The organism is Bradyrhizobium sp. BRP20 (assembly GCF_020194215.1).
In the GTDB taxonomy this organism is placed as follows: domain Bacteria; phylum Pseudomonadota; class Alphaproteobacteria; order Rhizobiales; family Xanthobacteraceae; genus Bradyrhizobium; species Bradyrhizobium yuanmingense.
This window is the reverse complement of sequence record NZ_JADYVY010000014.1, coordinates 166,052-192,647: the sequence shown is the minus strand read 5'-3', so window position 1 is coordinate 192,647 and position 26,596 is coordinate 166,052. Positions and strand designations below refer to the sequence as shown.

The window sequence follows — 26,596 nt, the reverse complement described above, 5'->3', positions numbered from 1 at the left end:
GCGTATCGATATCCACCTTCCCGCGTCTTTTCCCACCGAGCTTCACCCACGTTTTCTTCCGCTTCTTCACGGCCAGCAGGGAAATCCGCATCAGATGCGCAACGGCCATCTCGGACTTTCCAAGATCAAAGAGCCGATAGCAGATTTCAGCGCCGCGCTTGGCGAGGCGTTTCGTCGTCTTGATGGTTGCGGGGATGACCGGGAGCATATTCGTCTTCAAGGCCGGTCCCCGTTAGAGACATCTCCGCATTGATCTTCTTCATGGCGGCGTTCCGCTTCCTGAGCTGCCGCTTAATCTTGCCGTCGAGCCGCTTGATCTCCGTGAGAAATGTCTTTTCGGCCGCACGGAACAGCATGGAGTTGAAATTCACTGTCATGATGTAGTGGTGCGTCCGGTACATCTCATCGAAGAGCTTGTGATAATGCTGCAGCCGCTTGACGGCCTCATAGTTATATTTCGGAGCGTTTGACCCGAACAGGGCGAGGTCGCGCGTATATCGTGTCGGACTGAGGTCGCCCAGCATGTTGTGCATTTGATGCGCGACCATGTTGCGGTAATCGATGAGTTCAACGATTTCTTTCTTCTCGCTAGGCTTGATTTCGCCATCGGCAATAAGGGCGTTCGGCGCCTTGTCGACCGGGTTCTTGATGCCTTTCGGGACACGCTCGGCCTGTCCCTTCACCAGCCATCCGTCGGTGGCCTGGATGCGGTCTAGAATTTCCCGCTTCAACTCCTCGGCATAGAACATGACGAGCAGCATCTGTATGGCCCGGTATTTCAGGATGTTTTGTTCAAGGGCTGGGAGGGCTGAACCAAGAGGATCGGTGAAGCGCGGCTTGTGCATGAGCTCGATTGCCCGAGTTGAGGGAGTAGCCGGATGCAAGCATAGGTGATTGCAATAGCTGGCGAAATGCGGTCGGAGGCGCGGCTCTTTCGGGGAAAAATCCGACATTGCCTGCTTGTGGTTGGAACATATCGCTCGGCGCAAGCGAGGTGTGGCTGCTTTATAGTGAGGGCCTGGGAACGGGCGAGGGATTAGTTGAGACAATGCGCTTTGCAACACTGATCGTCGAACAGCTTGATCGCGCAGTGGCGGAGATTGCGGTCGATCATCCGCTGAACGCACGTATTGCGCTCATTCTCATTGATAACGCAGCTGAGCTAATCATCCATCGGCGATGCGAGCATCTCGTGCGGGCAGATCAGAGACGTGGCGCTCCAACATTGAGTGCCGCAAAGCGCCGATCCATCCTTGGGCATTATTTTGCGGAGAAGATCAAGTTTCTCGAAAAAGCCTCTGACCTGTCGGCTGAGGAGCGGCATTTCATTGGCGAACTGCACAACCATCGCAACACGCTGTATCATGTGGGCTTGGAGAATGATGATATCATACGCGCCTTGGCTACGGCCTATTTCCAGTTAACCTGCGACTTGTTGGTCCGGCTTGACAACAGGACCCTCGGTTGGCCCAAAAACTTGGTCATCGCCGCTTCACTTCATCAGTATTTCCCCGAGGCGGCCAAGGGGCTCCGCTTCCCCGGCTTCGATACGGGGCATGTTGCGAAAGAGCTTATCGACCATGTCCCAACGGATGCACCGGCGCTTCCGGCGGCGCTCAGCCAACACAGCATGGCCGCTGTCGATCGATTGGAAGCCATGTTTGAAAGCATCAAGCTCGGTCTCGATCGAAAGAACGATCCGGATGATACGTTCCGGCAGCTTCAACACGACATGGACTTCCAGGTCATCGTGCGTGAGCGGATGCGCCAGGCTAACAGGGAGGATGATTTTGTTCCGTTCGGCCATCCCGCGTTGCGGGAGCTTGCCGCAAAGCTCATGCCGGACTGGAAGCCCCGTTATCGTTCGCGGCCCTTCGCCAAATGGCGGACCAAGGCCAAGGCCATCGCAAGCTGTGCTGATGCGCTCTCGGCCGTCGGTAAGTTCACAGATTTGCGTGGCGAGATGTCATATCTGACCGAGGCGGTAGACGACGCTCATGAGACCTTCTGTGGCTGGGTTCAGCAGCAGGAAGACGCGGCCCAGGACGCGCGGGGGCGCTAGTCCGCCAATGGGCGCAGAGGAGCGGAGCCATTTCTGCGGTCGGGAATACTGCCAACGGTCCATTTGAAAGATGCCGGCGACTCAGCAATAGTGGATGCAGCGAGGGTTCGGGCCAGCGTATCGCCGCTGGAGTACGACCGGGCGTCCTGCCGACGAACCACGCGTTAAAGCGGATTTTCGATTTCAATTGGCGTTCTGACCGCGAGATCGACTGGCGTGTAGATGTCGAGATCGACATTGGCCGTCTTGAGCGTGACGACCAGCCCATACCTCGTCATACGGTTACATATGGTCCGGTTTGACCGCTTGCGGCACCAGCCGTTCACGGGCTTGATGCAAAGCCATTCGCGCTGGAGCAAATCCACAGCCCGTCCAGTCCACACATCACAATGTAAGGACCCTGCTGAAATGCTATCGTCTCCCAAGATCCATCTTGGGTCCGAACCTTCATGCCTCAATTTTCCGCCCCCTTTGGGACGCTCCGCTGCATTAACTCGCAATTTGAACCGGCCAAATGACTCGTTGCGCCGTTGCAGGTCGAACCGCAAACCGTGCGACTGATAGCGCTGCGGGTCCACATTGGCAGACAATCCGGGGTTCGGATCGATGAAATATGACAACGTAACCTTCAGCTCGACCGGTTCGTTGTCCAGTTCTTCAAGCATCGCAGCCGGTATCGGCAGACGATAATAGTGGCACTGGTTGAACTCCCGACCACCTTCGAACTGATACGGCTGAATTTCCGCCTGAGCGACCATCGCCAAGTGATTTCGAGCGCAGGCCGTCGCGCGGTCATAGCTGGCGACGCCATAGCCAAAACGGCGGACCAACGCATAGCGATCGCGCTTTGCTGGCGTGCGGTCGATAAGCTCCCGCATCGGGGCGGTCCATTCAGCGCTGTGGACCATCAAGGCGCGAATGGTTTCCGGCCAGCAGTCCGGATGATCAGCTATAAGCTGCGCGGCCAAGCGTCCCGCTTGGGCCGTGGCGGCACTCGTCGCGTCAAAGGCTACGAGAGGCGCGTTGCCGACATCCTTACCGGTTGTCAGGAGAGACAACGAGTCGACTGTCAAAATCTCTGTACGCGCCGGGTTGACCGCGCGATTACCGCCTTCCATCAAGATTTCTGGCTTGATTGGCGCGATCCCGTGTTGCCAACGCGTGCTGTTGCGGGAGTGCGGGCTGAGTTCTCCTGCCTGCACCGCAGGCGACCAGTCAGTGTAGCCGTCATCGGTGATGTTAACGAGATCAGTGTACCCGCCGACTGTGAGCGCGTTCCAAGCCTGTGCCGGATCCTCAATCGGGTATTCGTCTTGCGAACGGAGCGCTAGGAAGTCGGTATCGGCGGGAACATTTCCCGCTGATACGATGACAAGGCGCTTGGGACGCTGGGCATCATCTTCCGCATTGTCATCGTCGGCAATCATCCGCCCAACGGCGGCTTGGTCGATGGCCGCGCTCCACAGGGACGCGAACGCACCGGAGATGTTGTCGTTCGTCACCGCCATGCAATAGACGCGCTGGCGTTCCGGAACCTCGATTTCCGGGAGCACAATGGCGGCTTGCGTAAATACGCCGTAGCTTTGCGGTTCGTTGGGGTCGAATCCATCCGGTGGCAGAACCTTTACTGACTCTAGCCGGTGGGTCAGAACCTTCTCAGACCTGTCTGACAGCGCCGCCGTTAAATCGCCGTGTAATGCCAATCCTGCCATAGCCGTGCCGTGACCATCATCATCGTGATCGTCCACGCCCCATTCGTCAGGCTTCAGCGCATGCATATCCTGCGGCGTGAGTGCAGGCTCGATAAGCGAATGACCGCGATTGATACCCGCATCGAGTATGCATACCGCCGGAGCTTCAGCTCCCGGCCATGTAATACGCTCGGCAAGCCCATCCACCCAGTCGTGCTCTTCGCCTTCGATATCGTCGATGAAGAACGTTGGGGTATCATTGGCCAAACGCAGCTCGGCAACGCCTTCGCTTGCGAACATCATCAGCTCGATGGTCACGCGGTTCGCGAGCACCGGTACTACGGTGACTTCCGGAAATTTCATGCGCCGTTCTTCATCCGCGACGCGCACATTCAACCGGGCACAAAGATCTAGAACGCTGTCGACGCTGTCGGCATGACACCACAACGCCCACCACATCATGGCCTGGGTATCCGCCGGGATCGGTTTGGGATCAGTCCATCGTGTGCCGATATGAGCGACGCGGATGGATTCAATCGCCTCGACCTTTGTCTTGTTTTTCGGCTTCTGGCCTATGGGCGTCAGTTCGCCATTCAAATACTCATCGAGTATTTGCTCGAACGCAGGCCGAGCATGGTCAGGGACATAGAGTGAGATGGTACGACGGTTGGCGGCATCGACCTTGGAAGCGCCCATCCGCACCCCTTGGGTGGATGAGTCGAGAATATCCGGCTTCTTCCCCCGATCCAGTTCGACTTCCAGATACAGCCCGGTGGCCTGAGGCAAGCGCGGGTCCTGCGGCCGCAGGCGCTCCGCCGCCTGGAGCGCCACCCGCAATTCATTCTGTACGCGCCTGCCGTGCTCTATGCGGTCGCGCGGGGTGCCCTGAATATTGGATGAATCCCCTTTGTACCGTTGCGAGGTGGAACGCGCAGTGATGTCAATGTGAGGGAGCGTAAACCGTCCAGGCATTCATCAGGAGCTTTCCGCATGAAGAAATGCCGTCCGCATCGCATGCCGCTCTTGCAGACGCTCAATTATATCTTTGCTAGTCAATTGTCTGCGCTCATCGAGAATTGCTGTTTTCACGGCATCATCCGCGGCTCGCACAATCTCGGATTGGCTCAGCCCCTCCGCGACATGCACAATCTCGGACCATGCCGGGCGAACAATCTTCATCGGCCCGACATTGGCGTTGATAAGCCGTTTGACTTGATCCGCTGACGGTGTGTCGAATTCCAGCACCTGATCGTAGCGGCGCAACAGCGCGCTATCGAGCAGCTTCGGATGATTGGTGGAGCAGATAATCACACTGTCGGTCGAATTGGGTTCTTCCATGAATTGAAGAAAGGAATTCAGCACCCGTCGCATCTCTGCAACGTCATTGGTCGCCGTGCGGTGGCCGCCAACGGCATCGAACTCATCGAACAGGTAGACGCCACGGCGCTTCGCCGTTTCGTCAAAGATCAAACGCAGCTTCGCCGCTGTCTCACCCATATACCGGGTGATCATGGCTTCGAGCTTGATGATGAACAGCGGCAAATGAAGCTCCCCCGCCACTGCTTCCGCTGACATTGTCTTTCCGGAGCCCGGAGGCCCAATAAAGAGAATGCGCCTGTTGGGAATCTTTCCGTGCTCTCGCAACCAGTCGCGCTTACGCTGCTGGCGTAGTATGTCCTCGAAACGCGCGAGCAGCCGTGGATCGAGCACTACATCCTTAAGCTTGTAGCGCGCCTCGCGCATCTCAAGGAGACCTTCGAGACTACCGCGCGGCGCTGAGAAGGCGATTGGTACGGATGCGCCACGCGAAAAACGTGCTCGGGCCTTGTTTATTTCGTCACGCATTTCCTGCGCTGTGTCCCGGCGACCTTGGCGCGCTTCCGCAGCCGCCACCTGAAGGGCGATTGAGAAGAAAGCGTCTTCATCACCCTCGGCGCGGCTTCTGAGCATTGCCAGAATTTGTTTAGCGTTGGACACAGCAGGCCTTTCCGTACGTCAAAATCTTACACCGGCGCCGGTTGCAGACGAACGGGTTTATGGAACCCGCACGGATCTGTCCCCGCATATCTCTAAGACAACGCTCGTTACAGGCAGGTTGACGCGGCGCACAAACCAAACGGCGGCTCGGCCCGCCAGCCTCTCGGGATTTCCCCAGAAAGATCAGGCTTTACAACAACGGGCCAAGCGTCGAATATTTGTAACAGAAATTCGGTGGTGACGCTATGAAAAATCAATGCAGAGGACCGGGAAGACCAGCAGGTGAACCGACCGTCGTGGTTCGCCTGCCGGTACCCATTGCCGAGTTGGCAAAGCGCTTCGCGCGCCGTCCCGTTCGCGCTGGCGACATCAACGAATTTCTCGATGTACAGGTCCGCGTGGCGCGCAGCGTCCCCCTCGTGGGCGCGAAAGTCCCGGCAGGCTTTCCATCGCCGGCCGACGACTACTTGGACCGCGCCCTCGATTTTAACGAGTTGTTCATCCAGAACCCGGCAGCGACATTCGCCGTTCGCATCGCGGGCGACAGCATGATCGGCGCTGGAATTTTCCCCGACGACATCGCCATCGTGGACCGCTCACGCTCGCCTGTAGACCGCAACATCATTCTTGCGCTGGTGGACGGTGAGTTCACACTTAAGCGCTATCGCCGCCGCAGTGGGCGGGTTTGGCTTCAAGCAGAAAATCCAGCTTACAAGGACATCCAGGTTACCGAGAAGATGACATTTGAGATCTGGGGTGTCGTTTCAAAATCAATCCGTATGCTCTAGACCACATGCCTGCGCCCGTCGCCCTTGTCGATTGCAATAACTTCTACGCGTCGTGTGAGAGCGTATTCCAGCCGCAGCTTCGTGGCGACTGCGAGCTTGCGAACGTGCTGAGCAACGCCGCGCTTGGGCGACGCCCAGTCGAAGGCTGGAGCGCGAACGCCTATGAACAGTTCACCCTATCGCTCGCCGACCTTCGTCGGAAGTTATTCGGGCTTGCATTGGCGAATGACGCGCAATCGCGACTGGGGGAAGCATGCCTGGTTGAGATCGAGGAACTGCGGGATGAGCATGGCCGGATCGATGACGAACCGCGGCACCCCGATATCTCTTCGGTACAATCTTGGCTGATCGTCCGGTAGGGCTTACGATGCAGCCACCGCACCAGTTTCGCACCAGAAACAACCTGAACGAACCACCACAAACGCGATCGAAATCAAACGGAAACGCAGCAAAATCAACCAAGGCAACCAATATTCGGCCGCTCATAACGGTCTGGTTGCAGGTTCGAGTCCTGCCGGGCCCACCACGCTTCGCCCTGCGTGGGAGGACACTTTTAGAACGACTCGATTTGGGCTTTTAGAGCGACTCGATTTCGTTTTAAGAACGACGCGATTTCAGATCCCACTGAGACGACTGCCGAATTTTCCCTCGCTTTTTTCGCCGATTCTATAGCTCGAAAAAACCGAGGGGGGTGTTTTCAGGAAATCCCTCATGAATCCTGCTGGTCGACGTGGCACCACAGCCGGTGATCCTGGCTGGTCGAACTGCGTCTTCTGCGGCACGGCGGTTGGCAAGTCTGCCCGTTCGCGCGAGCACATCATCCCGATGTGGCTCCTGCGCGCCACGGGAGATCCTCATCGCAAGATCAAGATCGAGAGCGACCCGGTAACCGGCGCCGACGTCGTGAGACCCGCATCTACGTTTCACTTCCCCGCTTGCGAACCTTGCAATCAGAAGTACGGGAAGACTCTCGAAAAGCGAGCCAAGAAGGCGGTCGAATCCCTGATGGCCGGCAAATCGATCGAGGTGTCCGAGTGCTATTGGCTGCTGGATTGGCTCGACAAAGTGCGCGTTGGACTCTGGCTCGGGTACAACATGCTGCACAAGGAGGAGTTCGCGCCGAAGTTCCGTATCGACCAGCGCATCGGGATAAAGGATAGGATCGCAGTCATCAGCGTGGATCCGAATGATGAAACGAAGGGATTCGGATTCGGCGGCTTGGACAACCAAATATTTCGCACCAGCCAAGCCGGCATGTTTTTCAGGATCAACAATATTCGGATCTTGTCACTCTCGTTCGACGGCCTGATTTCACGCTTCGCCGGAATGCCATTCCCAGAAGAGATGCTCGCCTTGAGCGACGATCCCGATCGCCACGTAGCGGTCATGGGGCGCACCGACTACAGGATCAAACAGAATTGGAGGGAATTTCAAATTCCTGGCGCGACCGTGATCGCCCAATCGAGCTTCTGGTTCAGGAATTGCGCCGACCATAGGAGCTTCGATCTTTGGATCAATAAAAACACCATCCCTCGTTTCAAGAAAATTCCGAAGCTGCGCAAAGCCGCCGACTTGGATCAATTCGTGCAAAGCCTGCTGATCTCCAACGCCACTGGATCTTTCAAGTACCACCAAAATAGCCGGCAACGCGTCCGCTTTGGCTTGGCTCACGAGAATAGCGACCTAACGTTCGTCAGAGCGCTTTACCTGGCGTTTTTGCAATACGTGCTACCGCTCAACCCGCAGGAACAGATTAGACCAGACGGCACACGACAAAGCACGATCCTACTGGCGATGCTGTGGCTCGAGAAATCCGTGCAGTTGGCGCTTCGCTTCCGCCAGATTGGAATCTGGGACGAGCGGACGTTCGGTCCCGTCGTAGAAGAACTGCAGAAGGTCTATAGGGCTTGGGAGGAGCTACGCGCCAACACCCTCGGCGACTGGGCGCGAGACGCGTCCGCGAACCCAGTTGGGGCCGCTCTCGAATGAGAAATGGTCGCGCTTCGCTGGCTGCTCTGAAACCACGAAGCAATTGGCTACACCCACGGACCTTTCTTGCGGACATCAGCTTTGGTGTCCGTAGACCGAGCGGATGTCGAAGCCGGGATCGCCACGCTCCTCTTCCCGATAGTGGGGACACGGCCGAGAAAGCACGTGAGCCAATCGCTGGCTCGGCGAAACAGTGCCGGTGTTACCGTCGTATTCAAGATAGGCAGTGGCAACAGAAGCGCGATGCCAAGGCGTGAGGAGTTGCATAAGCAGTCCAACGGCCGTGGAAACCAAGACTCCGTTCGGCCAAACGACTTGCGGATTTCCTCCTGCAGCGCCGTAGCGGCGCCCCTCCTGCTCGAGCCGCCGCTCCGTCACGATGTGGAAGCAACGCAAGCACGGCTTTCCCGGCGACGAGAGCACGACCTGCCCAGCGATCAAATAGTCGTTCGCGGTGCCGTGCACATCCATCCCCATGTCGAGGTATGGGATAAGATGCCGGCGACAAAAGGAGTCGAGTTCATCCTTTGCGCGGACCGAATCCAAGCCGCCGACGATGACGTCGCACAGTTTGAACGCGTCGCTTGCGGCCTGCCACACGTCACCGACCGCATCCACATCGGCATCCGGCCGCACGCCCTGGATTACCCTACGCGCGATGTCGACCTTGCGCACGCCGTTCTTGACATCCTCTCGCGTGCCTCCGACCAGGCGGTTGAGGTTGGTATCTTCGATGATGTCAGGATCCGCGAGCACAAATGACCGAACACCGACGTGCGCGAGTTGTTGCGCGACGTGCGACCCGCCACCGCCCAGGCCAGCGATACCAATCCGAGCCTGCTGCAGGATCCGATCGCTGTCCGCCCCCAGGAAGCTCTGTCGATTAAGCCAGTTCATCAGCGCTCTCCGAATTTCACAAGCGGGGCGCCGACGGCGGTGAAACTGGATGCATAGGTCCCACGGTCGCTTTCATCCAGCCAGACCTTCGCCGTCGCGGAGTCGTTACTCAACACGATCATGCCGTGCGGCATGCGTGGGATCGCGTGAAAAAAACCGGGTACAAACTCCGCGCCGCTCCGAAGATCGATCCCGCTGAATTCGGGACGTCCGCGACCGCCGTGCGCATGAACGTGCAGCAAGGCGGACCGCGACTGATAGGCAAACTGCAGTCCCTTGCGCATTGCGCTTCCGCCAATTCTGGCGCCGACGAGCGGATCTCGCTCGTAATCGTCGTCGGCGACCGGCTGATAAGCGATCGCGAACAGCAGCAGCGCTCCGTCTGCCATGGACGCGCCAGCCTTCAGAAAGCCCACCCGCTCATGAGCGAACGCGTGGCGCCTCCGAAGATCAGCACGAATGGAGGCCAGCAACTCCCAGGCGATCTTGACATGTATCTTCATCGGAAAGCCCGCAGGTGGTTCGCGAGGATCTCGATCCACGGCAAGTGCGCCGGCACGCCTTGCCATGAGCACGCAAACCACTGTCGGCCGCAGACGCTGAACGAATTCCAGTTCTGGGCACCGGGAACCTGCGCCGACAGGAACAGCCGAGTGGCGTAGCCATCGCGCGCCTGCGGCCAGAGGAGCACATCGCGGGTCTGCGCACCGCCTTGAGCCTTGAACTGCAGCTTGGGCATGAAGACGGCGGGATTACCGCCGTCGGTCCAGATCTCAGCTGCGGGGCAGAGATCCCGCAGCTTCAGAAGTTCAGCCGCGTGGTCACTCATGACGACTGACCGCAGGGCGGATGCGAGACGAAATGCATGCCGTCCTTGATCTTCACCGACTTGGCCGGCTCGATCTCCTCGAACTCGCCGTTGGGCTTCACAAGATCAAGCTGATACTGCGACGGGACGGCAAAGATCGCCGCGAGCTGAGCTCCGGTATACTTGCCCGGCTCCAGTTCGAACGGCTTGTCCTTGTAGAAGACGGTGATCAAGCGCTTGGCCGTGCGCAAGTGCTCGGTTCCGGCGGCATCGAGGTCAACGCTGGAGCTCTCTTCCAACACCAAGTCCTCTTGGTCATGGCGGTCCAAGAAGATCACCTTGCCGGCGGGCACGTCGGCCACGTCGCGCAACTCGGGCTCGGTGATCGCCGCGCGGCCCCAGGCATAGCCGATCTCATCAACCGTGAAGTTGAAGATACGGTCGGTCAGGAAGGAGCGAAATTCGCGCGTCTCGGTGCCGTCCAGGTCAACATCTTCGTCCAGGCCGATGATGCGCGTGCCCGGCCGCAACACCTCGATGAGGACGTAGTCGTCCGCCGGAGCGAGGCCCGCCTTCTGCAGGAGCTTGCGTGCATCCTGGACCTCGTCCGAGGTTTCGAACCGGTGCCCGTCGATGGTATAGAAATAGTGATGTTGGCCGGCGTGACCCGGCGGGGTCTCGTGAACTTCCATGGTCGTTTTCTCCTTGCACAAACGCCGCTCTTGCGGCACCGTATGGTTATATCGAACGCATCGGCCGATGTCAAGATATAGTAAACGGCTCGTTCGATATAACAATATAGATTAAAGGAGTTGGGATGCCGCTCGGCGACCGGATCAAAGAACTAAGAATACGAAAAAACAAGTCGCTTCAGGAGGTTGCTGACGCTATAGGCGCCAGCAAAGCCCACATCTGGGAACTCGAGAGCAACAGAAGCAAGAACCCTTCGCTCGATCTCCTTAAGAAGCTCGCCGGGTATTTCGATACCACGGTTGCTTTTCTAATCGACGAGCAAGGCACTCAAAGCCAAGCGGAAATGTTCTTTCGGAGGAACAGCGACAAGCTCGGCACTCTCGAGGAAGAGCAGTTCAAGGTGCTTGAGGACCTCCTGAACGTGATCGCCAAGAAAAAATGACATCCGACGTTCCCGAAATCACAATCGATTTGATGGAGCTTGCCGATCTCGGCCAGCCACTGAAGCTGGCCTTCGAGCTGCATCGACAAATCCGCGCACAGCTTGGCGCGGTCCCTTTGCGCGTTCCGCTGGAGCAAATCGCCACGGCGCTCGGCATAGTCGGCATCCGTGAATACGACACCGATAATTTCGAAGGCACGCTTGTCATATCAGATGGCGTCGGCGCGGTCGGGCTCCGCAAGGGAATGCCGTCCGGGCGGCGAAACTTCACGCTCGGGCATGAAATCGGCCATTTCGCAATCCCCTCGCATAGGATGGTGAAGGCCAAGTTCGAATGTTCGACGAGTGACCTGCGCCGCGCCAGACCCAAGGATAAGTGGGAGGCGGTGCCACACGAAGAGCGGATCGAGATCGAAGCAAACGAGTTTTCAGCGGCCTTGGTGGTTCCGATGCCGGAATATCGCGCGGAGCGTCGCAAGCTGAGCAAGGCGTGCGACCTTGAACAAGTACGCGTGCTGGCGCGGAAGTTCGACGTCTCCCTCGAAGTGATGGCCAAGGTCTACGTGACCAGCGCCGACGAACTCGCTGCCATCGTGATATCCAAAGATCGGAAGGTGCAGAGGGTCATACCGGCACCAAATTTCCCCTATCTTGGCCTTCGTGCGGGCGCTCCGATTCCTGAGCTCTCCCTCACCCGTCGCTGGCCAGGTCCGTCTACAATCGGCACCGTTTCAGAAATGAGGGATGTGCCCACTCACGCATGGCTAGAGAAGCGTGGCCGCGTCGAAGCCCTTTACGAGCAAGTTTTCGCGCAGAAGAACGGTTACGCCACGACTCTATTGACGGTCGATATGAACGAAGACCAAGGTGAAGACGATGACCGTCACTGGAACAGGCGTTAGAGCGTAAGCTCGAGAGCAACTGGATCCAATGCTTCCTGCTCCAGGTGGCGCACGTCCGACCCAAACGCCAACCACTCCGCCAGATCGCGGATCGCACTGTCGGATCTCGCGACGGAAGCGAGGGTCGGATCCGAATCGGCCGGTTGACCGCACTTCTCGGCGAGCTTCTTTGTCATGAGGTGCGGTCGCGGCCCCCGGGGCAGGCTCTCTTCTAGGTACCTAAAAATGCGCACCCCGCCGGCGTCCACGTCACCCCAGTGGAGGAACGGGACCTCGGCCGGTACGACCGCCAGGACCTTGGTGAGAAGCTCGATGATGGCCGCGGTAGGAAAGCCGCCGGTGTACACGACCAGGCTGCCATCCTCGATCTCGCGAACCTGTCGATTAAAGCTCGCGTAGTTCTCGATGCTCAGGATGGCCGTGGGCGGCTCCAAAATGGCCAATTGCGAGAGCATTTCGGGATGGATCGAAGCGAAGGGCTTTGCGCTACCGTCGACAAGGCGTCCCCTTGCCCCTTCCACGGCCACCGGCCCCTTCAGATGGACAGGGTGGCTGAAGCGCTCCAGGCCGATGTGCGCCCAGACCACGTCGGCGGCAGCACCGGGCTGTCCGATCCGCACGCCGAGCACGGCGGCGAGCCGCGAGGCATGCCGATCGAAGGCTTTCGTGTCGTTCGTCGCCCTTTGGGAAAAGGTCCGCGCGTCGAACCCGCGCGCTTCCTGCCGGGAGATGGACGCCAGCAGTGTGAAGAACTCCTTGGCGGCGTCCGCCTGGCCGGCGGTCAAGCGGTAGGCAGCTTGGCTTCGCGCCCACCTAGCCGACATCTCGTCCAACAACGCGCCGACCCACGGCTCGCCGGTCGCTGCGATGGGCAGCAATTGCTCCCTGACGCGCTGCGCGGTCACCGGGGCCGTCGGGCGTCCGAGATGTCTGGCGAGCAATTCCGGGTCTTGAACGCGGACCCTCTCGATCAGATGCCCCCGGTCTCTCTTGCCCCGCTGCACCTCGACGGCGCCGAACCGTTCCGCCGCTGCCATCTGGTCATGAAAGCGGCTCACCTGCTGCGCCGTCGAAAGTCTGTCGTACTCCGGAGCCGCAGACGCAGGCCGGGAACGATCCGGATTGCGCTCGCTCCGCTCCAACAGCCGTTCGAGGAATTCGACCCCGGCATCCGTCGTCCGTACGTCGGTCATTCCGCGGCCTGGTCCTGTGGGACGGCGCCGGCCTTCTCGGCAGCAATCAACTCGGCTTTGAAGACGTCGAAGCCCTTGCGATACGGGTCGGCTGCGACGATCGCCTGGCGAGCCATCTCCGTCGGGTACTCGGTGTCGATCATGACCTGGTTGCCCAAGCGGTTCACGTTGACGACCGTGTCGACCACCTCCATGAACACGTGCCGCTTTTCGTCCGGCGTGGCCAGCATGACCTGCAGGCCCAGATCGCGCATAAATTCAGAGCACTGACCGATCGCCTTGGTATCCAGACGATTGAAGGCCTCGTCGAAGATGGCGAGCGACAGCCCGCTTTCGCCGGTGCGCCGGTTCTGGTACGTCGCGGCCAACGAGGCGCCGATCGCGATATAGAACGGCAACTGCCCTTCGCCGCCGGATCCGGTACCGGCGCGGCTCGTCAGCGACGAGCGGATCTTGCCCTCGGCATCCTGGATGAAGAGCTCGAAGTTGAAATACTTCCGGGGATCCTCGATCTCCTCGGTCCGCGCCTCCGGCTTCGACAGGATCTCCTCGATCTGACGCACGGCGCGCATCATCGGAGAACTCGCATCCTCGCTACGATCCCCGAAAAGCGGCAGATTGAACTCGGGTTTTCTGGATTCCTCCACAAGCTCGATCATGTCGACGTGGGTCGGGGCCTCAAGCGCCTTGAACGAGTAGTAGTCGCGCCCGTGGAACTGGCGATCCTTCAGGTGGCGGTTGAGCTCGTTCAGGGTGGACTTGATGCCGGTGAAGGCATCGTCGAGCCGATGGAGAAGGTCGTCCCGGAACGCCGAGGTCATCTCCGTCTCAGCGTTCCGACACTGCTCCGCGTACTGGACCAATTCATGCCCATCCAAACGGTCCTTTTCGGCGGTCGCCCACTGCTCGACGGCCGGTGGCGTCGCCTCCTCGGCGGTGAACGGCGGCACGAGATGGAAGTCCTGTCCGTGCTTGTTCACGGCGCCCGTCATTTCCCTCATCAGGGTGGAGCGCCGGTTGGTAGATCGGTTCTCCCGGTCCGCCGTCAACCCGGCGATGCGGTCCGACAAGGACTCAGTCGCCATTTCGGCCACCTTCGACCGGTAGTCGCTCATCTCCCTCGATTGCGGGAATCCGTCCAGCAGCTGGCGCGCGCGGGCGCGACGTGCCCCCGCCAGGACTTCACGATTGTTCTTCATGTAGTCTTCATATGCGCCCTCGGCCCGGTCTTTCGCGCTGTGGGCCCGGGTCGACGCATCCTGTGTCTCGGTCTTGAGCCGGTTTGCCGTCTTGACCTCGGCGGCGAGGCGCTCCAGATCGGCGACGAGCTTGGGATCGCGATTCCGCTTGGCGTCTTCGATGTTTTTCCCGATTTCCGCCAGCTTGCGATCGAAAGCAGCCAATTCCTCGCCGCATCCAAAGCAGGTCAGGCCAGAGCCGCGGATGGCCTGGAATTGCGCGAACATGGCTTCGAACAGCCGTGCCTCATCCTCCGCGCGTCGGACATCTCCCGCCGATCCAGCAAGTTGCTGGAGCAATTGCTGCCGTTCGGCCTGAAGCTGTTGGCGCATCTGCTCCTGCGTGGCGCGCCCGAGCTTGAGGTACTGAGGCTTCTGCAATCGCCGGACCGTCCGACCTCCCTGCACCATGAGATCCGGCGTGATGGCGTTCTCGGCGGCGGCCATCCTATCCATGGTCTCGACCATCATCAGCCGGCCAATCCGATAGTTGAGGAAAGCTCTGGCGTGAGGGTTGTCCGTACTCATGATCTGCGCGAGAGAGCCCTTTTCAGCCGGCCTGGTATTTTCGGTCTTGGTCGTGTTGATGACTTCCGCATCCCTGAAGGAATGCTCTCCACCTTGCCGGAATATCTCCAATGCACGCACCGCCCTCGTGGGCTCGACGATCAATGCTTCCCGGGACCGACCGAGAAAAGCCTCAGCCGCCATCCGCCATTTGTCGTCGCGAATCTCAACCAACTCGCACAGCGGTGTCGCCTCGATACCGTGCGAGTCCAGCTGCTTGATGAGGTCCCGAGTGCCGCCTTCGATCGGGCTCAACCCTTGATCCATCCGCTTGAGGTTGCTGTCGATCAGTTCGATGCGGTCCTGCAGAGCCTTCGTCGCCACTCGCGCGTGAAAATGCGCGTCTGAAAACGTCTTTCGAGCCGCCTCGAGCCGATCCTGGTCGACAGCCGCAAGAGCCGCATCCAGGTGGGAGGCGCTATCCTTCCAGTTCTCCGGAAGCGGCTTGTCCCACTCGGAAAGTGGAGCCCTTCCCCTCGCAACGGCCACTGCACTCAGCAGAGCATGCAAGAAGTCGTCGCGGCGAACCAACAGATTTAGATCGACGGCCTTTCTGATCGAAGCGGTGAGACCGTCGATCTCCTTGACAGGTGCCATCGCGTTGGCGCGCTGGCTCAGGGTCGCAGTCTTGTCGGACTCGTACATCTGGGCAAGCTGCTCGCCGTCGCTGGTCCTGATCGAGAGTTCGACCGTCTTGTGTTCGGCATCAAGGGTGGCATGTCTCGCTGCGGCCGCTACCGCGTCGACCTCGGCTCTGCTCGCAGCACTCCGGAGCTGCGCGACGACCTCTTCCTGCCTCCGAGCCTCCCGCCGAAACTTCTCCCATTCGAGCCGCGCGATCTGCCAGCCCGTTACCGCAATGACCCTCTCGTTTTCGACCGCACGCGCCACGATCCGGAGGATCCCGGCCAAGCTGGCGCTCTGCGCCTTCAATTCTTCGATGCGGCTGGTCAACGTGCGCCAATGTTCGATACCGCGGCGAAGCCGATCAACCTGGAGAGGCTGGACGTCGAGCACGTAGTTCCTGACGAAGTCGGTAGGATTGTCCACCGGCTTCAGCAGCAGGGCATTCCGAAAAGCCTTGTGAAAGCGCCGGGGATCGAGAGGGAAGCCCGCCGGCGACAGCGCCCTGAGCGCTTCCGCCACGAAGTCGGTCGCACTCGAGAACGCGTCGTCGACCTCGACGTTGCGAGCGCGCAGGGCGTTGCGGACTGCATGCCACTGCAGCGTCTCGACCTCGTCGTCGCCCACCGGAGCCAGGATGTCGTCCTTCGTCAGCGCAGCTTTTGCGATGAAGCGCGCTTCGCAGGCCTCGTCGCTTCTCGTCGCCGAGGCCGAGAAGGCCACGCCCAGGCTCACGGCCGAGCCGTCGGCCAGGTCCTCGAAGACCAGGATGACGTAGGTGTAGGCATGCTGGCGCGTCGGCTCCGACCGCTCGCCCTTCTCGTCTAGCGAGACGACGCCGAGACAGTAGTCCCGCAGGGTCCGCTTGCTCCGGACGTTGCTTTGAGCGCTCGGATTGAACCGGATGCTGGCCATGCTCGCACCGGAGAGCACGGTCTGCACGGCGTCGATGATCGCCGACTTTCCCGCGCCGTTCGGTCCGATGATCGCGGTCATGCCGCGCATATCGACCTGCTGAGCCCGGAACAGATACCAGTCGACCAGGATGATGCGACGGAGTTCGATCACGCCTGCACCTCGCTAGCGGTGTCGGCCTTTGCCGCCGCCGCGGTGGCGCGCGACACGAACTCCTCTAGGGAGCCGAGCGTGTCCTTTGAAACCACGATCGGGAGGGCGGGCCGCAGGAACAGTGTGAAGTTCCTGTCGTCACGGTCCTCGATCCGCACGAGCCCGCGCTGCCTGAAGCCGGCGAGGATTTCCTTCACCCGTCCGAAATTTGGCCGCTCCCGATGGGTCCGATCTTCATAGATCTGCAGGATCTGCTCGCTCTCGACCTCCACCTCACCGAATTCCTTCGCCTCGAAGCGCGTAAAGGCCTCCTCGTAATGGAGCCGCAGCACCAGCAGCAGCAGGCTTTCGTCGAGTTTCATGCTCTGACGGGGAGGCAGTTCGTTGGCAACGAGGCCGACATATCCGTCGTTCGGCCTGCCCACGACCCGGTATCCAAGCGCGTCGAACAGATTCTCAAAGTACCCTGTGTAGCGGCGGAGTACCTCGTAAGAGGTCTTCATGCCCCAGTCGTTCTCGTAGATGAACTGCGCACGCCAGAGCGACTGCGCAGCCTGGCGCAGCTCCTTCTGCAGCCGCTCGCCGTCGCCGCCCTCGCTATCCTCGTCGTCGATGAGCTTGGAGAGATCACGCAACATCAGCCGAGGTCCTCGTTCTCTCGATCCGGAAGGCAGTCACGTCGATCCAGTCGTTCGCGCTACGCCCTTCCTCGAGCGTGATCGTGAATTCACCCAGGCGCACGGAGCGCCCAACCGCGGCCAAGTTGGGGATAGCTCGGTAGGCGAAGAGGTCCGCAACGCTCAGGATGTCGATCTCGGCGGATGAAACGACATCGCGGCCCTGCATCCGTTGGCGAGCGAACTCGAGCAGCTTCTGATCGGAAACGCGCACCATCCGATCGAACTCGGTGGTGGCCTGAACATAGGCGCGCAGATAAGGATCCTGCTTCGGTACCTTGAACCGCGTCCGCTCGGGCGGAGCCTTCGGCGGCGGCGGAGTGTACAGCGCAAGCGACGTGATCGGCAGACCGACATCGGGCGACCTCAAGCGGATATCGACGTCGTCGCTGTCGATCTTCGAAAGCTGCTCGATCAGTCGAACGATCCGTTCGGCGGAGCCTTCTCCCATCACGTCCATGTAGTGAACGGTTGTGCGGATGCGGCGTTCGAGGCGGTCCCTGAAGTCCTCGATCTTGTCCATGAAGGGACCGACGTCCTCGAACACGCTCTTGATCTTCTCGAGTTCCGCGATGACGCGTTCCTCCGCCGTGGCAATCGTGGCGCCGGCCGGCATGACTCCCTGCTCGAGGTAGGCGCGCGCGATTTTGCCAAGGCGCTCGGCGTCAGCGAGCATGTCCCCCGCGAGAGACGCGATCGTCCGGCGATGCCGATAGGGGTTGTTAGACGTCTTCAGCTGCTTGTAGTCGGCGATCAGCAGCCCATCGACGAAGTCCTGAAAGAACGTGCGAAGGATGGCCGCCGCGTTGGGATTGCCCAGAATGCGGTCTTCGATCTCGCGCATCCCGGCCAAGATGCGGCGCATACTGCGGGCGAACCTCGCCGCCGTCTCGTGGGCGTTAGCGAGACCCTGAGCCATGGTCTCCGGGTCCCGGAACGCAGCCTCCAGGTTGTTCTTCACGTCCACAACGGCGCCGGCGACACGCACGCGGCTGTTGCCGAAATCGACCACCGCCCCCAGCACCATGAAGGCGTCAGGGTTCATGTCGACATAGGTGCGCCACTTCTCGGTCTCTTCCGTGAGCCAGCCGGTGTCGCGCAATCGATAGTAGGCGAGGTAATGGGCCTGGCTCGTGGTCTGATCTTCTTCCGGATCGCCCTCCGAAAGATCGCCCATCGAGCCGATGCCGAACTCCGACAGCCCGATCTCTATCTGTTTCACGATCTCTTCCTTGAGCGGTGTCTCAAGGATGCGAGCCGAGTAGACCCTTTCATAGAGGCGCATCAGCAGTCGCGCATAGACGTGCTTCTTCGGCCCCGACAGCGGCTTGAACAGTGTCTCCGGAAGGTAACCAAACAGCTTCATCCATCGGTCCCCAAGCGGCGAATTGAACCGCGACGACTACGCAACCGCAAGGAAAAACGGAGGGTTTTCAGGGCGTTCTCTTCGCTTTTCTCCGCTTAAGGTATTCCCGCGCCGCCTGCTCCATCACGTCCCAGGCTGCTCGATGCTCCTCGATCGCGACCTGCTTGATGTCCGCGATGACGTCCTTGTCCATCATCGCAAGGAAGGTCACTCGATCGCCGATCGGCGTCCGCTTGCCCCGCTTGGGCGTCCTCTTCTTCCCAACCATCCGCCCGTTCGCTCCGCAATAAGCCTCCATTAACCATAAGGCCGAGGCGGTCCGGGCGCCAGATACGACGGCCCGTCTTATATAAGAAGCTTGGCCCTTCTTATATAAGATGGACGCGCTAACCGCTTGACTCGAGCTGGCCTTCCTGCTCTTAATGTTCTTGTTTCGTTCTCATGTTAAGTGGTTGCGTCGTGATGTCGAGCAGCGTGCAGGACTGGAGGCTGGGGCTCATCGCAGCCCATTCCGACCTCTTCCGCCTGCCGGCGGGCGCCCCCGGGGGGGCACAGGGCTATCCGGAGTGCGGCCCCGGCTGGCGCGACCTCATCGACCGCTGCTGCGCCCGGATTCGGACGGCGGTCGAATCCGACGGCGGCACCTTCCGGTTCACGCAGATCAAAGAGAAATACGGGACTGCGAGACTGTATTGGAGCGGCCGTCTGTCGCCGGAAGCGACCGCCCGCGTCGAGGAGGCGATCGACCTGGCCGAGGCGCGCAGCGCCTGCACCTGCGAAGTCTGCGGCGAGGCGGGCGTGCTCCGGACGGGCGGGTGGTTGACCACCCGCTGCGACTTGCATGCGGAGGGGCGCGCCCCTGCCGAGGTCCGGCCGGGATTCGAGAACATGCACGTCGTCCGGTACGGCCTGGGTCCGCAGCGACGGATCGTCTGCAGGCGCTACGATCGGGAGGCCGACGCCTTTATCGACGTCGACCCCGCCTCGCTCGGCATCGAGGAGGATTGAGATGGCGACGTTCCGCTGCCGGACCTGCCACCAGGAAGGCGAATTCGTCTACGACGCGGCACGCCACGCCTGCCCGCGCTGCGGCTCGCGCGAAGTGCAGGTCGCCATCGGCGTCGACGAGATGCCCGACCCGCTCGTGGATGCGCTCCTCGAACTCGCAGACGGGGCCGAGCCCCTCGATCGCGAACATTGGGAGGACTGACCATGCGCCTTTGGGTCATGTCCGATATCCACGTTGAGCTGACCCATGGATGGGACATCCTGCCCGCCGAAGCGCGGCCGGATTTCGACGTGATGATCGTCGCCGGAGACCTGATCCCGCGCGCCGAGCGCGGCGTCCGCTGGCTGCTCGAGCGCGTGCCGGAGCGGCCCGTCCTCTATGTCATGGGCAATCACGAGCCGTACGGGGAAGACATCGACATCGATCTTGAGAAGGCCCGAACCGCCGCGGCCGGCACGAACATCCATATTTTGCAGAACGACACCGTTCGCATCGACAACGTCATTTTCGCGGGCGCGACCCTCTGGACGGACTTCGCCCTGCACGGTGACCCGCACGGCGCCATGGCGCTCGCCGGCGACCGGATGAATGACTTCAAGAAAATCCGCATCAACAATTACCGACAGCGCTTCTTGCCGCACCACGCGCTCACCCGGCACGTCAAGTCCTGGGCATTTTTGGAAGCCGAAATGCGGAAGACGCGCGGCGAGGAGGATCGCATGGTCGTCGTCACGCATCATGCGCCGGTGCGCCGATCGCTGCCCGGCCCCTCGCGTCCGGGCAGCGACCCCATCCTCGACCCCGCCTACCGCAGCGATTTGACGCGACTGATGGTGTCGCAGCCCGACGACGGACGCGGGGCGCTGCGGCCGGCCGACCTCTGGATCTTCGGCCACACGCACGAGTCGTTCGACGCGGTGGTCGGCGAGACCCGCGTCGTATCGAACGCGAAGGGGTACGGGCCGTGGATGCTCTCCGATCGAATATCCGACCTCACCTGGGACAATCCGCACTTCGACGAACGCCTCATCATCGAGATCTGATCTGAAAGGGAACGGCAGCCATGACCGACATCGACAATCAGCAGCACCCCGAAGCCAAGCAGCCCCTCCTCCAGGTTTCGAGTGTCTCGTCATGTTCAGACCAAAGCCCCGCCGTCGCTCCGACCTATTCGTTTCCGCGAAAGGCCCCGTGCCGATCCCCGCGCGACACCCTGCTCTTAGAGAAGCGCTCGTCCAGCAGAGCCTCGATCCGCGGGTGCGTTCCATCGCTCACGTTCCGACGGCGCATGTTTCGTCCGCACCGCTAGAGCCCGTCGCGATCGACGCCACCGTCCTAACGCGGGACGATGGACGCTTCTACCTCGACGTGGTGCCGGCCCGCCAAGTGCGCGAGCTCGACGACGAAGGGCTCGTCCTGATCGCGTTGCGGGAGCTGGAGCTCACGCCGTTGGTCGTCACGGCCGAGGATCTCGTTCGCGAGCCCCTCTGCGCCAACTGCCGCCTGGTCTGGTCGCACCACGGCCGCTTCGTGCCGGTGGGCCTGCGCATCAACATCCTGCAGATCCTGCGCGACGACGGACCGATGGAGCTCGTCCGCCTCGTCGAGCTCGTCCGCAGCGACCACGATCCCTCGCTCGCGGTGATGGCGCTGGCCTGCGCAGACCTCATCGAAATCGACCTGATGTCCGGACCGCTCGGTCCCTCCACCCTGGTGAGATCCCGCACATGAAAAAACCCACCGGCCGCAGCCCCACCGACAACGTCATTCGGATGACCCCGAACCGGGCCAACGACCGCGCGAGTCCGTCGGGTACCGTCCTGATCGACCGCGTGTATCACGGCAAGCTCGGCGAGTTCGAGCACGGCGATGAAGAGTTTCCGATCGAGGACGGCATCGTGCTCGACGACGAGGAAGAAGAGGGGCCGCCCGGCGGTGACCGCCCCGAAGCTACGTCCGCACTGGTCGGAGCGGCCTTCGATGCCGCGACCACGGCGAACCAGCGCCGCCGGCTTCGTCATAACCAGGCGCTATGCGCAATCGTCCACGTGCCGAGCCCGGCTTGGGTCATGTCCGTCTCGCTCTATTTTCGGTGCGCTTTCGGCGAACGGTGGCTCCAGCACACCCGGCACGGCCCCACCGCGGGCGAAAGAGGCTTCGCCACCAGCTCTGCCTCGGTCTCGCTCGCCCTGTCGGCCGGCCAATCCGTCGTGGGCATTGCCGCCGACCTCAGCCTGCTTCCCCGGTCTCTGATCGGCGCCGCCGACATGACGATCCGGATCCCACCTCCCAACGGCGCCGTGCTGAAGGCCGCCATCACCCGCTTCGCAAGGCGTTCGCCCGCGGACTTCGACGATTCCATCGCGACCGGCCTCGACCTCGACGATGTCGTCGCGGCGTTCCGTCCCGGCGCCGGTCCGCAGCGGATCGTGCAACGGCTCGCCGCGGCCGCCGCCGCGCTGCGGCTCCATGCCAACCTCAACAAGGAGACGCCCCCATGCTCGTCGTGAAAATCGAACTGTGGCCTGGCGGCAGTGGCACGTTTCGACGCCCGATCGGTACGCTGCATGTCGCCAACGACAGCAACCTCGCCGATGTGTCCGACTATCGGGCCCTCGCGATGGAGTTGGCCAACCCGCTGACGGGCCGACCGCCCGGAATCGCCAGATTCCAGGTGCTCGGCCATGCGCGCCGGCAGCGGGTGTGGACTCTTCTGGCACGCGCCTGCGACGAAGCGATGAAAGCCGATTGGGTCGACCTTTAAGGACGGGAATTTGCAATTCCGGCCCCTGTTCGGGTGCCCCGATGGACGGAGACCACCATGATCCGGGAGTTTTCCCCAGAAAATCACAACCGGTCGATCCGGCCGGCGGAGCCCCGTCCGCCGGCCGCGGCGGTCGCGACGGATCCCGCCAACGCAGAATTCGGGTCCGCGTCATGGCTGGAATTTCAAGGATTCAATCTCAAGGGCTCGTCTGTCGGAAAATTCGCGACGCGGCCGCGTCGCGCAGATTCCGCCCACGGCGCTTCGCCGAGACGCACGCTCCGTGCTCAAGGATTCGATTTTGACCGGTCCGCCGCGCCGGCGTTCCGGAACGCCGGCGCCTGCCGCCGGCAAGACCCCAACGCCGCCGGCCCAAGCCGGCCCGCCGCCCGAAATGCCTCTCGACTCTTTCGAGCGCGATCGTCACCGTGAGACCAACCAGAGGAAAGGAGGACCAACCGCGACAGAACCCGAAACGAAAAAGGCGACGCCGTTTGCCGCGGCGCCGCCCTTCGTGAGGTAAATCGAGAGGGGAAGACCCGACACGACAAACCGCCACAGAACCCCCGTAGCTGACCAGAGCCGGCTCGGGAGCGCAAGCGTCGTGTCGGGCATTCCGCCTCAGATCCCCGCAATTCACCGTCAACGCCCGGAACACCAGTTCCGGGCGAACGGCGGAGCCTTGCCGGGCGCGGCCGACCGCAATGAGCCAGCACAGACCCAAACTCGAATCTGTCCGGATCGTGCGCGCCAAGGGAGGCGGGCCGATCCGCACTGTCGTGGAGGCGGCCAAGAGCATCCCGTGCGGCGACTTCCCGTCACTGAAGGCCGGCCGGGCAGTGCCCTGGGAGGGCATCGAGCGCAGCTTCATCTGGACCTTCGAGGCCCGCTGGGAGGTGAAAACCTACATGTCGCAGCCGTTCCGCTTCGAATTCCGGATGAGCGACGGCTCCGTGCTGATCTACTTCCCTGACTTCGAGCTGATGCTCGAGGGCAACGAGGTCGAGATCGTCGAGATCAAGAAGACCGAGGCGGAGGTCCGCCGAGAAGCCTACTACGCCTTCAAGCTCTGGCTAGCCAAGCGCGTCTGCGCGGCGCGGGGCTGGAAGTTTCGCGTGCTGGCGGCCGACGAGTACCTGGCGGACGGCCACCTCCTCGAGAACGCTCAGCACATCCGGATGAACCGGACCGCCGCCATCACGGCCGAGGACTTCATCCGCCTCGGCGAGGCTTCCCGGCGCTGCGGCGGCATCATGACCTGGGCGGATGCAGTCGCCGCCCTCAGCCGTCACGACGACCCGTGGAGCCCCGACGGTCTCGCGCGCCTCCACGCGCTGATCGTGCGCCGGCACGTCCGGGTGGACATCTCCCGGCGCATCACCCAGCGAACGCCGGTCGAAATAACCGAAGCCTCCGCCATCGAGCTTGGGAGGTAGGCGCCATGTCCACTCTCGATATCGATCCGGGCACGCTGATCCAGCATCACGCCAAGGGCTTGATGCTCTTCCAGCGCTGGGACAACAACAACGTCATGATCTTCAGGCCGCTCGCAGGCGGCAAAGAGATCCCGATCCTGGAGCACGAATTCGTCGAGGCTCACGGCCGCCGCAAGCTGCGCCTCGTCGAGCAGGATCCCGATGGCAACCCCATCCAGCTGCGTGAATTCGGGCCGGGCGAGGGCTGGACGGACGATGAAGATGCCGAGCAGGCCAAATTGACCGATGAGGGCCGCCGCGCCCTCGCCCTGCAGTTCTATGTCCGGAAGTTCGACGAGGCCGGCAACGTGACGCTGGGGGACAGAGGGCTTCAGGAGTTCATCGACCTCTGGCGTCCTGTCGCCATCCAACAGGGCCTCGAAGAAAAGACGCGAGGCGGAGACTCGGAGAAGGCCTACCGCGTCCAGGTCGCCAGGCTGCGCCACTGCATCAAGCGCTGCGGCCGGCCAGGCGAGCGCCCGCTGGCGGCATTCAGGTCGAAGAAGGGCAAGCACGCGAAACGGAAGCTCCGGCCAGAGGTCGATCGCGCGATCGACCAGGCCGTCCAGCACTATTACGCGAAGCGCTCGCACAACTACAAGGAATCCTATTCGCATCTGTACGAGCTGATCAAGGAGCTCAACGCCAAACGGTCGCCGGATGGTCAACTCGCCCTGCCGACCATGGAGATCCTGCGCCGGCGCATCGACCACGCGATGACCTTCGACAACCTGGTCGTCAAGTACAGCCGCAAGGAAGCCTGGCAGAAGATGCACGGGCACCGCCGGCACGTCGAGGCAAAGAGGCCGCTCGAGCTCGTCGTCATGGACTCGACACCTCTCGACGTCTTCTGCCTGGACACCGAGACTCTAATCCCGCTCGGACGCCCGCACCTGACGGTGTGTCTCGACGTCTATAGCCGGATGGTCCTCGGATACTGCATCACGTTCGAGCCGCCCTCGCTATACTCGGTGCTGCTGTGTCTCAAGAGGGTCAACAAGAACAAACGGTACGTCCAGAAACTGTACCCCCAGATCACACGCCCATGGGACGGGTGGGGCCTGCCGACGGAGATCCTGCTGGACCTGGACTGGTCGCACAAGGCGCCATCCTTCCGGCACTCGATGCGCAACCTGGGCACGGAAGTGCATTACGCGCCCTCTAGGACCCCGCAGTACAAATCGATCGGCGAGCGTTTCTTCCTGACGGTCAAGACCAAGCTCATCGAGAAGCTGCCCGGATCCAGCCAATACAACATCTACGTCATGAGGCAGATCGGCCTCGATCCGAGCAAGGACGCCCTGGTCACCCTGGCCGATCTCGATGAGGGCATGCACCTTCTCATCGACGAATACAATTACGGTGAGCACAAGGGCATCGACGCCGTGCCGGCGCGCGTTTGGCGCGACGGTCTCGTCCTGCAGCGCCGGCGATGGATCAAGGACATAACGGCGCTCGACCATGTCCTCGGCCGGGTCGAAACGGTTTCGATCTCGGGCGCCGGCATCACCTTCAAGAACATGAAGTGGCACGACGACAGCGTCACCACGACGTTGCTCAACGATCTCGTCCGCTACGAGGCCAAGCGTGCGCAGCCGAAGGTGCCTTACGGGCAGTCGCGAGCGCACGTGGTGATCAAATGGAATCCCGCCGACGCCAGCGCGATTTCGGTCTGGAATCACGGTGGCGAACCGCATCCCTACTGGGTCGCAATGCCGAACGCCGATCCGCAGTTCCTCCCCGGGCTTTCCTTCTGGCATCACGAGCACTTGCGGGAATTCGCCGAGCAGCAGGATCTGGCGTTCAGCACCGTCGAGCAGCGGCTGGAGGCCTACAACCGGCTTCGCAACTTCTGCCGCAAACTCGCCGGCGAGATGCCGATGCGCGATTCCCGCCGGGCCAGACGTACCCTCGCCTGGTCGCAGGGGCAGTTCGACGACAGCCCGATCAACGAGATCGAGGACATCACGATCGACGATATCGTCGACGTCGAGACGGAAGCCTCCACCGCCGGCCTCAACAAGGCGCAAGAGGAGGGCATTCCGGATCAGCTCGCGGCGGAGCTGCTCGATCGCGCCAACACGCCGCCCAAAGGGCGCACCCCCAGCAAGATCACGACCGCCAAGGCCCAGCGCACGAAGAAGCGCAACGAGGCCGAGGCCGAGCAGGCCGAACACGAGGCCTACGTCAAGAAAGTCCGCGGCGACCCAACCGGCGATCCGAAAGCGCGCAGCACCCCCGTCCCCATCGATAGCGATGACGACGACGAGGGCTGGGGCGCGCCCCCCGCGGATCGACGCCCGCCCCGCGACGAGGAAATCGGCAGCAATTCCGCTGACGACGAAGGCTGGTAACAGCAGAAGGAA

General features: G+C 61.4%; 26 protein-coding genes. 14 read left to right on the top strand and 12 right to left on the bottom strand.

All coding sequences use genetic code 11. The features are described 5' to 3' along the window. Positions 1–146 precede the first annotated feature (146 nt). Positions 147–845, bottom strand: coding sequence for a hypothetical protein (locus I6F33_RS28235; RefSeq protein WP_225144771.1), 699 nt, complete (start codon positions 843–845; stop codon positions 147–149). A 203-nt stretch (positions 846–1,048) separates the two neighbouring features. On the opposite strand from I6F33_RS28235, the gene I6F33_RS28230 reads away from it, so the two are divergent. Beyond that, complete coding sequence (locus tag I6F33_RS28230) at positions 1,049–2,062, top strand: hypothetical protein (protein WP_225144770.1); 1,014 nt, start codon at positions 1,049–1,051, stop codon at positions 2,060–2,062. Positions 2,063–2,226: 164 nt separating this feature from the next. On the opposite strand, the gene I6F33_RS28225 is transcribed toward I6F33_RS28230, so the two are convergent. Together I6F33_RS28225 and I6F33_RS38215 are read right to left on the bottom strand one after the other, a co-directional pair. After that, positions 2,227–4,725: a S8 family peptidase gene (locus tag I6F33_RS28225; RefSeq protein WP_225144769.1), complete on the bottom strand. Its 2,499-nt coding sequence runs from the start codon at positions 4,723–4,725 to the stop codon at positions 2,227–2,229. A 3-nt stretch (positions 4,726–4,728) separates the two neighbouring features. Then, positions 4,729–5,730, bottom strand: coding sequence for an ATP-binding protein (locus I6F33_RS38215; RefSeq protein ID WP_225144768.1), 1,002 nt, complete (start codon positions 5,728–5,730; stop codon positions 4,729–4,731). Between the two features lie 296 nt (positions 5,731–6,026). Here I6F33_RS38215 and I6F33_RS28215 point away from each other — a divergent pair, with 296 nt between their 5' ends. From I6F33_RS28215 to I6F33_RS28205, 3 genes are all read left to right on the top strand, one after another. Further along, positions 6,027–6,518, top strand: coding sequence for a translesion error-prone DNA polymerase V autoproteolytic subunit (locus tag I6F33_RS28215; RefSeq protein ID WP_225144767.1), 492 nt, complete (start codon positions 6,027–6,029; stop codon positions 6,516–6,518). 5 nt (positions 6,519–6,523) lie between these two features. Then, positions 6,524–6,877, top strand: coding sequence for a hypothetical protein (locus tag I6F33_RS28210; RefSeq protein WP_225144766.1), 354 nt, complete (start codon positions 6,524–6,526; stop codon positions 6,875–6,877). 352 nt (positions 6,878–7,229) lie between these two features. After that, positions 7,230–8,507 (top strand): hypothetical protein, encoded by a 1,278-nt coding sequence (locus tag I6F33_RS28205; RefSeq protein ID WP_225144765.1) that lies wholly within the window; start codon positions 7,230–7,232, stop codon positions 8,505–8,507. A gap of 75 nt (positions 8,508–8,582) precedes the next feature. Here I6F33_RS28205 and I6F33_RS28200 read toward each other — a convergent pair whose 3' ends face one another. From I6F33_RS28200 to I6F33_RS28185, 4 genes are read right to left on the bottom strand one after another with little or no spacing between them, the layout of a single operon-like run. Continuing rightward, the gene (locus tag I6F33_RS28200) at positions 8,583–9,404 is read right to left on the bottom strand and encodes a ThiF family adenylyltransferase (protein WP_225144764.1); all 822 of its coding nucleotides are present in this window, start codon (positions 9,402–9,404) and stop codon (positions 8,583–8,585) included. Further along, positions 9,404–9,907: a hypothetical protein gene (locus I6F33_RS28195; protein ID WP_225144763.1), complete on the bottom strand. Its 504-nt coding sequence runs from the start codon at positions 9,905–9,907 to the stop codon at positions 9,404–9,406. The genes I6F33_RS28200 and I6F33_RS28195 overlap by 1 nt, the downstream gene beginning before the upstream one ends. Then, positions 9,904–10,233, bottom strand: coding sequence for a hypothetical protein (locus I6F33_RS28190; RefSeq protein WP_225144762.1), 330 nt, complete (start codon positions 10,231–10,233; stop codon positions 9,904–9,906). Before I6F33_RS28190 ends, I6F33_RS28195 begins: the two co-directional genes overlap by 4 nt. Then, positions 10,230–10,943, bottom strand: a complete 714-nt coding sequence (locus I6F33_RS28185) for a multiubiquitin domain-containing protein (protein WP_225144761.1) — start codon at positions 10,941–10,943, stop codon at positions 10,230–10,232. The genes I6F33_RS28190 and I6F33_RS28185 overlap by 4 nt, the downstream gene beginning before the upstream one ends. A gap of 86 nt (positions 10,944–11,029) precedes the next feature. Between I6F33_RS28185 and I6F33_RS28180 the strand changes: the two genes are divergently transcribed. Together I6F33_RS28180 and I6F33_RS28175 are read left to right on the top strand one after the other, a co-directional pair. Next, positions 11,030–11,347, top strand: a complete 318-nt coding sequence (locus I6F33_RS28180; protein ID WP_225144760.1) for a helix-turn-helix domain-containing protein — start codon at positions 11,030–11,032, stop codon at positions 11,345–11,347. Then, the gene (locus I6F33_RS28175; protein ID WP_225144759.1) at positions 11,344–12,249 is read left to right on the top strand and encodes an ImmA/IrrE family metallo-endopeptidase; all 906 of its coding nucleotides are present in this window, start codon (positions 11,344–11,346) and stop codon (positions 12,247–12,249) included. Before I6F33_RS28180 ends, I6F33_RS28175 begins: the two co-directional genes overlap by 4 nt. Here the strand turns inward: I6F33_RS28175 and I6F33_RS28170 are convergent. The 5 genes from I6F33_RS28170 to I6F33_RS28150 all read right to left on the bottom strand — a co-directional run bounded on the left by I6F33_RS28170 (position 12,246) and on the right by I6F33_RS28150 (position 19,250). Then, the gene (locus tag I6F33_RS28170; protein WP_225144758.1) at positions 12,246–13,442 is read right to left on the bottom strand and encodes a Wadjet anti-phage system protein JetD domain-containing protein; all 1,197 of its coding nucleotides are present in this window, start codon (positions 13,440–13,442) and stop codon (positions 12,246–12,248) included. The genes I6F33_RS28175 and I6F33_RS28170 overlap by 4 nt on opposite strands. Next, positions 13,439–16,939, bottom strand: a complete 3,501-nt coding sequence (locus I6F33_RS38505; RefSeq protein WP_225144757.1) for an SbcC/MukB-like Walker B domain-containing protein — start codon at positions 16,937–16,939, stop codon at positions 13,439–13,441. Before I6F33_RS38505 ends, I6F33_RS28170 begins: the two co-directional genes overlap by 4 nt. Beyond that, complete coding sequence (locus tag I6F33_RS28160; RefSeq protein WP_225144756.1) at positions 16,936–17,577, bottom strand: DUF4194 domain-containing protein; 642 nt, start codon at positions 17,575–17,577, stop codon at positions 16,936–16,938. Before I6F33_RS28160 ends, I6F33_RS38505 begins: the two co-directional genes overlap by 4 nt. Continuing rightward, on the bottom strand, positions 17,567–18,901 hold the full coding sequence (locus I6F33_RS28155; RefSeq protein WP_225144755.1) for a Wadjet anti-phage system protein JetA family protein: 1,335 nt from the start codon (positions 18,899–18,901) through the stop codon (positions 17,567–17,569). Before I6F33_RS28155 ends, I6F33_RS28160 begins: the two co-directional genes overlap by 11 nt. A 148-nt stretch (positions 18,902–19,049) precedes the next feature. Further along, positions 19,050–19,250: a hypothetical protein gene (locus tag I6F33_RS28150; protein WP_225144754.1), complete on the bottom strand. Its 201-nt coding sequence runs from the start codon at positions 19,248–19,250 to the stop codon at positions 19,050–19,052. A 194-nt stretch (positions 19,251–19,444) separates the two neighbouring features. Here I6F33_RS28150 and I6F33_RS28145 point away from each other — a divergent pair, with 194 nt between their 5' ends. The 8 genes from I6F33_RS28145 (at position 19,445) to I6F33_RS28110 (ending at position 26,584) form a co-directional block, all read left to right on the top strand. Further along, complete coding sequence (locus tag I6F33_RS28145; protein WP_225144753.1) at positions 19,445–19,990, top strand: hypothetical protein; 546 nt, start codon at positions 19,445–19,447, stop codon at positions 19,988–19,990. Between the two features lies 1 nt (position 19,991). Beyond that, positions 19,992–20,192, top strand: a complete 201-nt coding sequence (locus I6F33_RS28140) for a hydrogenase maturation nickel metallochaperone HypA (protein ID WP_225144752.1) — start codon at positions 19,992–19,994, stop codon at positions 20,190–20,192. A gap of 2 nt (positions 20,193–20,194) precedes the next feature. Continuing rightward, positions 20,195–21,034: a metallophosphoesterase gene (locus I6F33_RS28135; protein WP_225144751.1), complete on the top strand. Its 840-nt coding sequence runs from the start codon at positions 20,195–20,197 to the stop codon at positions 21,032–21,034. A gap of 214 nt (positions 21,035–21,248) precedes the next feature. Continuing rightward, positions 21,249–21,722: a hypothetical protein gene (locus I6F33_RS28130; protein WP_225144750.1), complete on the top strand. Its 474-nt coding sequence runs from the start codon at positions 21,249–21,251 to the stop codon at positions 21,720–21,722. Beyond that, positions 21,719–22,501, top strand: a complete 783-nt coding sequence (locus I6F33_RS28125) for a hypothetical protein (RefSeq protein ID WP_225144749.1) — start codon at positions 21,719–21,721, stop codon at positions 22,499–22,501. The genes I6F33_RS28130 and I6F33_RS28125 overlap by 4 nt, the downstream gene beginning before the upstream one ends. Then, positions 22,489–22,755 (top strand): hypothetical protein, encoded by a 267-nt coding sequence (locus I6F33_RS28120; RefSeq protein ID WP_225144748.1) that lies wholly within the window; start codon positions 22,489–22,491, stop codon positions 22,753–22,755. Before I6F33_RS28125 ends, I6F33_RS28120 begins: the two co-directional genes overlap by 13 nt. A gap of 704 nt (positions 22,756–23,459) precedes the next feature. Continuing rightward, positions 23,460–24,191 carry a Tn7 transposase TnsA N-terminal domain-containing protein gene (locus I6F33_RS28115; RefSeq protein WP_225144747.1) on the top strand — a complete coding sequence of 244 codons (732 nt, stop codon included), beginning with the start codon at positions 23,460–23,462 and terminating at the stop codon, positions 24,189–24,191. Positions 24,192–24,196: 5 nt separating this feature from the next. After that, the gene (locus I6F33_RS28110; protein WP_225144746.1) at positions 24,197–26,584 is read left to right on the top strand and encodes a transposase family protein; all 2,388 of its coding nucleotides are present in this window, start codon (positions 24,197–24,199) and stop codon (positions 26,582–26,584) included. The last annotated feature ends 12 nt before the right edge of the window (positions 26,585–26,596 follow it).

Bases quoted from the DNA above. Each gene is read 5' to 3' on its own strand.
- I6F33_RS28195 (WP_225144763.1), bottom strand. From the start codon at position 9,907: ATGAAGATACATGTCAAGATCGCCTGGGAGTTGCTGGCCTCCATTCGT.
- I6F33_RS28200 (WP_225144764.1), bottom strand. From the start codon at position 9,404: ATGAACTGGCTTAATCGACAGAGCTTCCTGGGGGCGGACAGCGATCGG.
- I6F33_RS28155 (WP_225144755.1), bottom strand. From the start codon at position 18,901: ATGCGCCTCTATGAAAGGGTCTACTCGGCTCGCATCCTTGAGACACCG.
- I6F33_RS28125 (WP_225144749.1), top strand. From the start codon at position 21,719: ATGAAAAAACCCACCGGCCGCAGCCCCACCGACAACGTCATTCGGATG.
- I6F33_RS28190 (WP_225144762.1), bottom strand. From the start codon at position 10,233: ATGAGTGACCACGCGGCTGAACTTCTGAAGCTGCGGGATCTCTGCCCC.
- I6F33_RS28140 (WP_225144752.1), top strand. From the start codon at position 19,992: ATGGCGACGTTCCGCTGCCGGACCTGCCACCAGGAAGGCGAATTCGTC.
- I6F33_RS28210 (WP_225144766.1), top strand. From the start codon at position 6,524: ATGCCTGCGCCCGTCGCCCTTGTCGATTGCAATAACTTCTACGCGTCG.
- I6F33_RS28145 (WP_225144753.1), top strand. From the start codon at position 19,445: ATGTCGAGCAGCGTGCAGGACTGGAGGCTGGGGCTCATCGCAGCCCAT.
- I6F33_RS28120 (WP_225144748.1), top strand. From the start codon at position 22,489: ATGCTCGTCGTGAAAATCGAACTGTGGCCTGGCGGCAGTGGCACGTTT.
- I6F33_RS28230 (WP_225144770.1), top strand. From the start codon at position 1,049: ATGCGCTTTGCAACACTGATCGTCGAACAGCTTGATCGCGCAGTGGCG.
- I6F33_RS28115 (WP_225144747.1), top strand. From the start codon at position 23,460: ATGAGCCAGCACAGACCCAAACTCGAATCTGTCCGGATCGTGCGCGCC.
- I6F33_RS28150 (WP_225144754.1), bottom strand. From the start codon at position 19,250: ATGGTTGGGAAGAAGAGGACGCCCAAGCGGGGCAAGCGGACGCCGATC.
- I6F33_RS28160 (WP_225144756.1), bottom strand. From the start codon at position 17,577: ATGTTGCGTGATCTCTCCAAGCTCATCGACGACGAGGATAGCGAGGGC.
- I6F33_RS28235 (WP_225144771.1), bottom strand. From the start codon at position 845: ATGCACAAGCCGCGCTTCACCGATCCTCTTGGTTCAGCCCTCCCAGCC.
- I6F33_RS28170 (WP_225144758.1), bottom strand. From the start codon at position 13,442: ATGACCGACGTACGGACGACGGATGCCGGGGTCGAATTCCTCGAACGG.
- I6F33_RS28135 (WP_225144751.1), top strand. From the start codon at position 20,195: ATGCGCCTTTGGGTCATGTCCGATATCCACGTTGAGCTGACCCATGGA.
- I6F33_RS28175 (WP_225144759.1), top strand. From the start codon at position 11,344: ATGACATCCGACGTTCCCGAAATCACAATCGATTTGATGGAGCTTGCC.
- I6F33_RS28205 (WP_225144765.1), top strand. From the start codon at position 7,230: ATGAATCCTGCTGGTCGACGTGGCACCACAGCCGGTGATCCTGGCTGG.
- I6F33_RS28110 (WP_225144746.1), top strand. From the start codon at position 24,197: ATGTCCACTCTCGATATCGATCCGGGCACGCTGATCCAGCATCACGCC.
- I6F33_RS28180 (WP_225144760.1), top strand. From the start codon at position 11,030: ATGCCGCTCGGCGACCGGATCAAAGAACTAAGAATACGAAAAAACAAG.
- I6F33_RS28225 (WP_225144769.1), bottom strand. From the start codon at position 4,725: ATGCCTGGACGGTTTACGCTCCCTCACATTGACATCACTGCGCGTTCC.